The sequence below is a fragment of the Acrocarpospora catenulata genome (assembly GCF_018476525.1).
Classification (GTDB): domain Bacteria; phylum Actinomycetota; class Actinomycetes; order Streptosporangiales; family Streptosporangiaceae; genus Acrocarpospora; species Acrocarpospora catenulata.
On record NZ_JAHCST010000013.1, the window covers coordinates 213723 to 222648 of the forward strand.

Genomic DNA, 8926 nt, shown 5'->3' on the forward strand with positions numbered 1-8926 from the left:
TGGGGATCCACTGTGACGTCATCGCGCGTACGACTCGCCGGCCTGTCGGCCGTTCTTCTTATCGGGGCCGCGGCGTGTGGCTCCGCCCCGGGGACCTCCGACTCGGGAGCCTCGGCCGCGCCCGGCGGCGTGGACGCCAAGACCGCCACCTCGGCCGCCGACTTCGGCGGCTTCGACAAGCTGGTCGAGGCCGCGAAGAAGGAGGGCAAGCTGCACGTCATCGCCCTCCCGCACGACTGGGCCAACTACGGCGAGATCATCTCGGCCTTCAAGGCCAAGTACCCCGAGATCACCATCGAGGAGGAGACCCCGGACGCCTCCTCGGCCGACGAGATCAACGCGGTGAAGACCCGCAAGGGCCAGGACCGCGCCCCCGACGTGCTCGACATCGGCCAGCCGTTCGCCAACAGCGGCAACGCCGAAGGGCTGTTCGCGCCGTACAAGGTGCAGACCTGGGACAAGATCCCTGACGGGCAGAAGGAGCCGTCCGGCACCTGGGTCAACGACTACGGCGGCTACGTCTCCATCGGCTGCGACGCCAAGAAGATCAGCCCCTGCCCGCAGACCTTCGCCGACCTGCTCAAGCCCGAGTACAAGGGCAAGGTCGCGATGAACGGCAACCCGACCAAGGCCGGTTCGGCGTTCGCCGGCGTGTTCGCCGCGGCGCTGGCCAACGGCGGCTCCCTCGACGACATCCAGCCGGGCATCGACTTCTTCAAGAAGCTGAAGGACGCCGGGAACTTCAACCCGGTGGAGACCACCCCGGCCACCATCGAGAAGGGCGAGACCCAGATCAGCATCGACTGGGACTACAACAACGCCGCCTACGCCCCGATCATGACCCCCAAGGGCCTCGACTGGCAGACGGTCATCCCGACCGACGGCAAGTACTTCCAGCTGTACGCGCAGGCGATCAACAAGGACGCCCCGCACCCGGCGGCCGCCCGCCTCTGGCAGGAGTTCCTGTACAGCCCCGAGGGCCAGAACCTCTTCCTGAAGGGCTTCGCCCGCCCGGTGCTGCTGCCCGCGATGATCGCCGACGGGACGGTCGACCAGGCCGCCTCCGCCGCGCTGCCGGCCGTCGAAGGCACGCCCACCTTCCCGACCGAGGCGCAGACCAAGAAGGCCCAGGAGACGCTGGCGGCCGGCTGGGGCGCCGCGGTCGCCGGATGACCAGCGCCAGATTCACCCGGGTGAAGGGGTGGGCGCCCGCGTCCCCCCTTCTCCTGGTCGTCGCGGTCGCCTTCGGCATCCCGGCGGTGATGCTCGCCCTCGGCGCGTTCACCGTGCCGGGCGCGCCCGGCGAACCGGGCACGTACGGCCTGGACAACGTGGCCGCCAGCCTGCGGGAGCCGTACCTGACCAAGCTGCTGACCAGCATCGAGCTGTCGGCGGTGGTCGCGGTGGCCGGGGCGCTGACCGGCACCCTGCTCGCGCACGCCGTGCTCACCTCCAGGAGCGCGGCGCTGCGCGAGTCGGTGCTGAGCGCGTCGGGGGTGCTGGCCAACTTCGGCGGGGTGCCGCTGGCGTTCATCTGGATCGCCACCCTCGGCAACTCGGGTCTGGTCACCACCAGCTTCGGGCTCGGCCCGGGGCTGCTCTACAACTTCTGGGGCCTGGCCCTGGTCTACCTCTACTTCTCGATCCCGCTGATGGTGCTGGTGATCGCCCCGGCGCTGGAGGGGCTGCGCCCGCAGTGGCGGGAGGCGGCGCAGGGCAGCGGCGCGAGCGTCTGGCAGTTCTGGCGGCACGTCGGCCTGCCGGTGCTGACCCCCGCCCTGCTCGGCGGCGTGGTCCTGCTGTTCGGCGGCTCGTTCGCCGCCTACGCCACGGCGGCCGCCATGGTCGGCGCGTCGGTGCCGCTGGTGACCATGCAGATCGCGGACGCGCTCACCGGCAACGTGCTGGTCGGCTTCGAGAACGTGGCGCTGGCGCTCAGCCTGGACATGATCGTGGTGGCCATGCTGGTGATGGCCGTCTACCTGCCGTTGCAGCGGAGGAGTTCACGATGGTTGCGGTGACCCCGCAGAGTTCGGCGCGGGCGGTCGCCGTCGGGGGCTCCGGCTGGGGGCGGCGGGCCGTGCTCGTGGTGGCCGCCGCGTACTTCCTGGTCCCGCTGGTGATCGCCATCTCGTTCACGGTCTACAACGAGGTGCAGGGGTTCTCGCTCGGCGCGTACGGGCGGATCGTGACCTCGCCCGGCTTCGCCACCAGCTTCCTCACCTCGCTGGCGCTGGCCGCGGTCACCATCGTGCTGGTGCTCGTGCTGCTGCTGCCCGCGATGATCGCGGTACGGCTCGGGGCGCCCGGGCTGCGGCCGGTGCTGGAGACGATCACGACGCTGCCGCTGATCGTGCCGCCCATCACCTACGTGGTGGGCATCAGCTCCGCGCTGCGGGAGGGCGCGGACGCGCTGGCGGCCACGCCGTTCTGGGCGACCATCATCGCCATCCAGGACGACAGGTTCCCCGTCGTGCTGGTGCTGGCGTACGTGATCCTCGCGCTGCCGTTCGCGTACCGGTCGCTGGACGCGGGGTTGCGCGCGATCGACGTGGTCACCCTGGTGGAGGCGGCGCGGAACCTGGGCGCGTCCTGGCCGCACCTGCTGCTCCGGGTGATCATGCCCAATCTGCGGTCCGCCCTGGCGGGGGCCGCGTTCCTGACCCTCGCGCTGGTGCTCGGCGAGTACACCATCGCCGCCCTGCTCGGTTACCAGACGTTCCCGGTCTGGATCGTCACGATCTCCGGCAACGACGGGCAGCTCTCGGTGGCGCTGTCGATCCTCAGCCTGGTCCTCATCTGGCTGCTGCTGATCACGCTCTCCCGGGCCTCCGGAAGGAAGAAACCATGACCGTGGAGTTTCGCGCGCTGCGCCGTACGTACGGGGCGACGACCGCGCTGGACGGCCTGGACCTGACGGTGGCGCAGGGCGAGCTGATCGCCCTGCTCGGGCCGTCGGGGTGCGGCAAGACGACCGCGCTGCGCTGCGTGGCCGGGTTCGAGACGCCGGACTCCGGCGCGGTGCTCATCGACGGCAAGGACGTCACCCGGGTGCCGGCCAACCGCAGGGACGCCGGGATGGTGTTCCAGTCGTACTCGCTGTTCCCCAACCTGAACGCCCGCGACAACGTGGCGTTCGGCCTGCGGGTGCGCCGTCGCCCCACCGCCGAGCGGCACGCCAGGGCGGCCGAGCTGCTGGCCCTGGTCGGCCTGCCCGACCACGGCGACCGGTTCCCGCACCAGCTGTCCGGCGGCCAGCAGCAGCGGGTCGCGCTGGCCCGCGCGCTCGCGCTCCAGCCCCGGGTGCTGCTGCTGGACGAGCCGCTCTCGGCGCTGGACGCCAAGGTGCGGGTGACGCTCCGGGAGGAGATCCGGCGGCTCCAGCTGGAGCTGGGCATCACCACCGTGTTCGTCACCCACGACCAGGAGGAGGCGCTCTCGGTCGCCGACCGGGTGGCGGTGCTGAGGGCAGGTCGGCTGGAGCAGGTGGGCGCGCCCGCCGAGATCTACGACCGCCCGGCGACGCCGTTCGTGGCCGAGTTCGTGGGCACCATGAACCACGTGCCCGGCCGGGTCACCGGGGACCGGGTGGAGGTGTTCGGCCGTTCCCTGCCGGTGGACGGGACCGCGCCGGGCGAGCTGGTGGACGTGCTGATCCGCCCGGAGGCGGTGCTGGTCACCCCGGCCGAGGACGGCGGCGCGCTCATCCTGGCCTCCTCCTTCCGCGGCTCCACCGCCCGGCTGCGCGTGCAGCTCGCCGACCAGAGCGAGGTCCTCGCCGACGTGCCCGGCCATGACGCGGTACGGCTGGCGCCCGGCCTGCGGGTGGAGGTCGGCGTGGTGGAACGCCCGGTGCTGGTGACCGCGCGGACCAGCGGCGACCAGGAGCCCGCCGTCGCGTAGCGGGCTCAGTCGTCCTCGGCGAGTTCGTCGGTGGCGGCGCGGCCCGCGTGCGTGGCTCGGCGGAGGAAGGCGGCGATGAGGTCGAGTTCGGCCTCGGGGTAGTCGTCGCAGAGGTGGTCCACGGCGGCGTTCAGTCCCGCGTACAGGTGGAGGAGTTCGGGGTCGCGCTCGCGGAGGGCGCGGACGGCGACGGCGCGGCGGTCGGTGGTCTCGGGGGTGCGTTCGCGGATCACCCAGCCGTCGCGTTGCAGTCGGTCGATGATGCCGGTGACGGTGGCGGGGTGCAGGCCGGCCCTGCGGGCCAGGGCGCTCGGGCTGAGCGGGCCGTGCCGGGAGATCAGGTCGAGGCAGTCCAGGTCCACGTCCTTGAGGCCCGCGTGCAGGGCGACGTGATGGTTGAGCAGCGACAGCTGGTTGCCGAGTTCCTGTAACGACTCCCGGATCTCCCCGGTCAGCCGCTCACGCTGCCGGGTTTCAGATGATACGGAGTCCATACTTTACGATCCTCGTGTTGTATGACACACGAAGGAAAGGGTAGCGCCCGGCGCCGCCGCAGGCCATGCCGATCTCGATCTTTACTCCCCGCTTTTCACCAGCCTTAAGCACATCTTTCGGGTTTTGGCCAGGACCACTTACGGGGAGAATTAAGTGTTTTGTGGATTTTGACGGCGGAGCCGGGTGAACGACAGGCTATTTATCGTTACCCGCCGCGCCCCTCCCGGCACCTGGTCGGTCAGTCCGCTGACCGGCCTGTTCGTGTCATGACGTCTTCATCTCGGAATGGGAGAGACAACGGCGCCTGCCGCGGGCATCACGCGTTATTCGATGACTCAGTGTGTCAAGTCTGCCTCGGACCGAGCGCAGCCCTGCCGCACTTCTGCCGGAAAGGTACCCTTGTGAACATTCACCACCCCCAGAATCCCGGACCGGGCGGGGGACCGCAGTATCCGCAGCAGGGCCAGCAGTATCCCGGGACGCAGCCGCCGGCGGGCTACCCGGCGCCGCCGGCCGGGCCGGTCAAGACGCCGGTGGCGCTGCTGATCGCGATGGCCGCCACCGCGCTGGTCACCCTGAGCACGCTGCTGTCGGCCGTCATCACCCTCGTCCAGGGCGAGGAGTTGGTCCGCGAGTACGCCCGGGAACTGGCCGGGATCACCGAGGGCTCGGAACTGGCCGGGCTGCTGGACGCCGCGCTGGCGGAGGCCAACTCCATCCTCCAGTCGCACGCCTACATCTGGATCTTCTTCGGCGTGGTCTTCGCCGCGCTGCTGGCGCTGGGCCTGCGCACCGGCGCGACCTGGGCGCGTATCGTCTTCACGGTGCTGGCCCCGATCGCGGCGCTGCTTGGCCTGCGCGACATGGCCGACGGGATCGCCGACATCCTGGTGCTCTTCGGCCTGCTGATCGCGGTGGACAGCCTCATCGCCCTGGTCGCCTTCTGGCTCCCCGGCGTCGGCCGGTACGCCAAGGCGCGCAAGGCGGCCTGACCCTCCGGCCGGCCCGTGAAAGGTTCACAGCGGGCGTCCCCCGGGCGCCCGCGTACCCGCCTGACCAGCCGCTCCGCCACCCCCGGCGGGCGGCCCTAGATCACCTCTTCCAGCGGGTCGCGACTTCCCCTAACCTGCGCGGGAGCGCTCCCACAGACCCTCCCACGCGATCCTGGAAGGACCGTCGTGACCCGACCTCCCGTGGTGATCCGACCCTTTGGACGGCGGCCGCGCGCGTTCGTCGCGAGCTGCGCCGCCGCGTTACTGACCTTCGCCGGCCTCACGGCCACCTTGCCCACCTCCGCCCAGGCCGAGGTGGTCGAGCACATCGCCAACGGCGACTTCGACAGCTCCACCAGCCCCTGGTGGTCCACCGGGAACGTGCTGATCTCGGCCACCGGCGGCGAGCTCTGCGCCGAGGTGCCCGCAGGCACCGCCAACCCCTGGGACGCCGCCCTCGGGCACAACGAGATCCCGCTGGCCGACGGCGTGCCGTACACGCTGACCTTCAAGGCGCACGCCAGCACGGCGGCGACCGTCCGGGCCAACGTGCAGCTGAACGAGGCGCCTTACACCACCGCGACCTCCCGCGAGGTGGCGCTGACGCCCACGCCGCAGACCTTCACCTACGAGTTCGACGGCAACCTGGACTCCGCCAACGGCACCCTCACCTTCCAGGTGGGCGGCGGCGGGGCGTTCACCTTCTGCCTGGACGAGGTCTCACTGACCAGCGACTCCGAGGGCGGTCCCGGAGGTCCCGGCCAAGCCGAGCAGCTGGAGAACGGCGACTTCTCCGGCGGGCTGAACGGCTGGTTCACCTACGGCACCAACGCCACCAGCACCGCCGACGGGCGGCTGTGCACCACGGTCCCGGCCGGTCTGGCCAACCCGTGGGACGCCGGGATCGGCCAGAACGACGTGACGCTGATCGCCGGCGAGAGCTACACGTTCTCCTTCGAGGCGTCGGCTTCGCCGGGTTCCTCGGTCAACGCCAACGTGCAGCTCGGCGACGCGCCGTTCACCTCCTTCTTCGGCCGTACGGTGCCGCTCACCCCCACCACGGAACGCCTGGAGTACACCTTCACCGCGAGCGCGGACACCGAGCGGGCCCAGGTGGTCTTCCACGTGGGCGCCAACACGGCCGAGTACCGGCTCTGCCTGGACAACGTCTCGCTGCTCGGCGGCGAGGAGGAGCCCCCGTACGCGCCGGACACCGGCCCCCGGGTGCGCGTCAACCAGGTCGGCTACCTGCCGTACGGCCCGAAGAACGCCACCATCGTGACCGACTCGACCACGGCCCTGCCCTGGCAGCTGAAGAACAGCGGCGGCACCGTGGTGGCCGACGGCACCACCGCCCCGCGCGGCGTGGACGTGTCCTCCGGCCAGAACGTCCACACCGTCGACTTCGGCTCCTTCACCGGCTCGGGCACCGGATTCACCCTGGTGGCCGACGGCGAGACCAGCTACCCGTTCGACATCGAGACCGGTATCTATAACCAGCTCCGCTCCGACGCGCTCCAGTTCTTCGCCATCCAGCGCAGCGGCATCGCCATCGACGGCGCCCTGTTCGGCGCCGCGTACGCCCGCCCGGCCGGCCACCTCGGCGTCGCCCCCAACCAGGGCGACACCGACGTGCCCTGCCAGCCGGGGGTCTGCGACTACCGGCTGGACGTGCGCGGCGGCTGGTACGACGCGGGCGACCACGGCAAGTACGTGGTCAACGGCGGCATCGCCACCTACCAGCTGCTCAGCACCTTCGAGCGCACCAAGAACGCGATCACCGGCTTCGGCGGCGCCGAGCTCGGGGACAGCAAGCTCCGGGTGCCCGAGCGGGGCAACGGCGTGCCGGACGTCCTGGACGAGGCCCGCTGGGAGCTCGACTTCCTGATGCGGATGCAGGTGCCGGTGGGCAAGCCGCTGGCCGGAATGGCCCACCACAAGATCCACGACCAGAACTGGACCGGCCTGCCGCTCCAGCCGGAGGACGACCCACAGCTCCGCGAGCTGCACCCGGTCTCCACCGCGGCCACCCTCAACCTGGCCGCCACGGCCGCCCAGTGCGCCCGCCTGTTCGCCCCGTACGACGCCGCCTTCGCGGCCAAGTGCCTCACCTCGGCCAAGCGGGCCTACACCGCCGCCAAGGCCAACCCGAACCGGCTGGCCAGCCCCAACGACGGCAACGGCGGCGGCGCCTACAGCGACGACGACGTGAGCGACGAGTTCTACTGGGCGGCGGCCGAGCTCTACCTGACCACGGGCGAGGCCGGGTACCTGACCGAGCTGCGCGCCTCGCCGCACCACACGGGCAACGTGTTCACCGCGACCGGCTTCGCCTGGCCGGCCACGGCGGCGCTCGGGCGGCTGGACCTGGCCACCGTGCCCAGCGGCCTGCCGGCCGCCGAACGGCAGACCATCCGCCAGTCGGTGGTGGCCGCCGCCGACACCTACCTCACCACGCTGGCGGGTCAGGCGTACGGGCTGCCGATGCCCGGGGGCCCGGGGAGCTACTTCTGGGGGTCCAACAGCAACGTCATCAACAACGTGATCGTGCTGGCCACCGCGTACGACCTGACCGGGGACCGCAAGTACCAGGCCGGGGCGTTGCAGGGCATGGACTACATCTTCGGGCGGAACGCGCTCAACCACTCGTACGTCACCGGGTGGGGCGAGAAGAACTCGCAGAACCAGCACACGCGGATCTTCGCCCACCAGTTGGACGAGTCGCTGCCCAACCCCCCGGCGGGCTCGCTGGCGGGCGGCGCCAACGCCAACCTGGAGGACCCGTACGCGGCCGCGCTGCTGGCCGGGTGCAAGCCGCAGTTCTGCTACGTGGACCACATCGACTCGTACGCGACCAACGAGGTGGCCATCAACTGGAACTCGGCGCTGGCCTGGATCGCCTCGGCGCTGGCCGACCAAGGTGACGGGCGGGCTCCCGCTTCGGGGGCCTGCCAGGTCGACTACGTCAAGCACGGCGACTGGGCCGGTGGGTTCAACTCGCAGATCACCATCACCAACACGGGGAGCACGCCGATCGACGGCTGGACCCTGCGGTGGGCCTGGACGGGTGACCAGAAGGTCAGCCAGCAGAACTGGGTGGCCGACATCAGTCAGTCCGGGGCTTCGGTGACCGCGAAGAACCTGAGCTACAACAGCAAGATCATGCCAGGCCAGACGACGACCTTCGGCTTCATCGGCGAAACCGCCGGGGGCGCCAACCCGAACCCCGGCCTGTTCACCCTGAACGGCAAGGCCTGCGCATAACCCCTGAACCGGGCTCCTGAAACCGGGCCCCTCAACCAGGCACCTCAACCGTGCCCCTCAACCAGGCCCCTCAACCAGGCCCCTCAACCAGGCCCCTCAACCAGGGCCCTCAACCAGGCCCCTCAACCAGGGCCTCATACCGGAGCCCGGAACTGGGGGCCTCTGAGACCGGGCCCCGGAAAGTGGGGCCCTGGGGCCTGCGGGCCTGCGGGCCTGCGGGCCTGGGGGCCTGGGGGCCTGCGGGCTTGCGGGCTTGCGGGCCTGGGGGCCTG

7 protein-coding genes are annotated in these 8926 nt (G+C 70.9%); 6 read left to right on the forward strand and 1 reads right to left on the reverse strand.

Annotated features, from left to right (window positions below):
• Positions 1-12: 12 nt before the first annotated feature.
• Genes KIP79_RS16595 through KIP79_RS16610 form a run of 4 tightly spaced genes read left to right on the forward strand, consistent with a single transcriptional unit; the run spans position 13 to position 3903 of the window.
• Positions 13-1173 carry an ABC transporter substrate-binding protein gene (locus KIP79_RS16595; RefSeq protein WP_214105709.1) on the forward strand — a complete coding sequence of 387 codons (1161 nt, stop codon included), beginning with the start codon at positions 13-15 and terminating at the stop codon, positions 1171-1173.
• Complete coding sequence (locus tag KIP79_RS16600) at positions 1170-2021, forward strand: ABC transporter permease (protein WP_214105710.1); 852 nt, start codon at positions 1170-1172, stop codon at positions 2019-2021. The genes KIP79_RS16595 and KIP79_RS16600 overlap by 4 nt, the downstream gene beginning before the upstream one ends.
• Positions 2009-2851, forward strand: a complete 843-nt coding sequence (locus tag KIP79_RS16605) for an ABC transporter permease (RefSeq protein ID WP_214105711.1) — start codon at positions 2009-2011, stop codon at positions 2849-2851. Before KIP79_RS16600 ends, KIP79_RS16605 begins: the two co-directional genes overlap by 13 nt.
• Positions 2848-3903: an ABC transporter ATP-binding protein gene (locus KIP79_RS16610; RefSeq protein ID WP_214105712.1), complete on the forward strand. Its 1056-nt coding sequence runs from the start codon at positions 2848-2850 to the stop codon at positions 3901-3903. Before KIP79_RS16605 ends, KIP79_RS16610 begins: the two co-directional genes overlap by 4 nt.
• Before the next feature lie 5 nt (positions 3904-3908).
• Here KIP79_RS16610 and KIP79_RS16615 read toward each other — a convergent pair whose 3' ends face one another.
• Positions 3909-4397, reverse strand: coding sequence for a MarR family winged helix-turn-helix transcriptional regulator (locus tag KIP79_RS16615; protein ID WP_214105713.1), 489 nt, complete (start codon positions 4395-4397; stop codon positions 3909-3911).
• A 402-nt stretch (positions 4398-4799) separates the two neighbouring features.
• On the opposite strand from KIP79_RS16615, the gene KIP79_RS16620 reads away from it, so the two are divergent.
• Positions 4800-5390, forward strand: coding sequence for a hypothetical protein (locus KIP79_RS16620; protein ID WP_214105714.1), 591 nt, complete (start codon positions 4800-4802; stop codon positions 5388-5390).
• Between the two features lie 186 nt (positions 5391-5576).
• Positions 5577-8654 (forward strand): glycoside hydrolase family 9 protein, encoded by a 3078-nt coding sequence (locus KIP79_RS16625; RefSeq protein ID WP_214105715.1) that lies wholly within the window; start codon positions 5577-5579, stop codon positions 8652-8654.
• The last annotated feature ends 272 nt before the right edge of the window (positions 8655-8926 follow it).

Coding starts and splice junctions, on each gene's coding strand:
- KIP79_RS16600 (WP_214105710.1), top strand. CDS start 1,170: ATGACCAGCGCCAGATTCACCCGGGTGAAGGGGTGGGCGCCCGCGTCC.
- KIP79_RS16605 (WP_214105711.1), top strand. CDS start 2,009: ATGGTTGCGGTGACCCCGCAGAGTTCGGCGCGGGCGGTCGCCGTCGGG.
- KIP79_RS16610 (WP_214105712.1), top strand. CDS start 2,848: ATGACCGTGGAGTTTCGCGCGCTGCGCCGTACGTACGGGGCGACGACC.
- KIP79_RS16615 (WP_214105713.1), bottom strand. CDS start 4,397: ATGGACTCCGTATCATCTGAAACCCGGCAGCGTGAGCGGCTGACCGGG.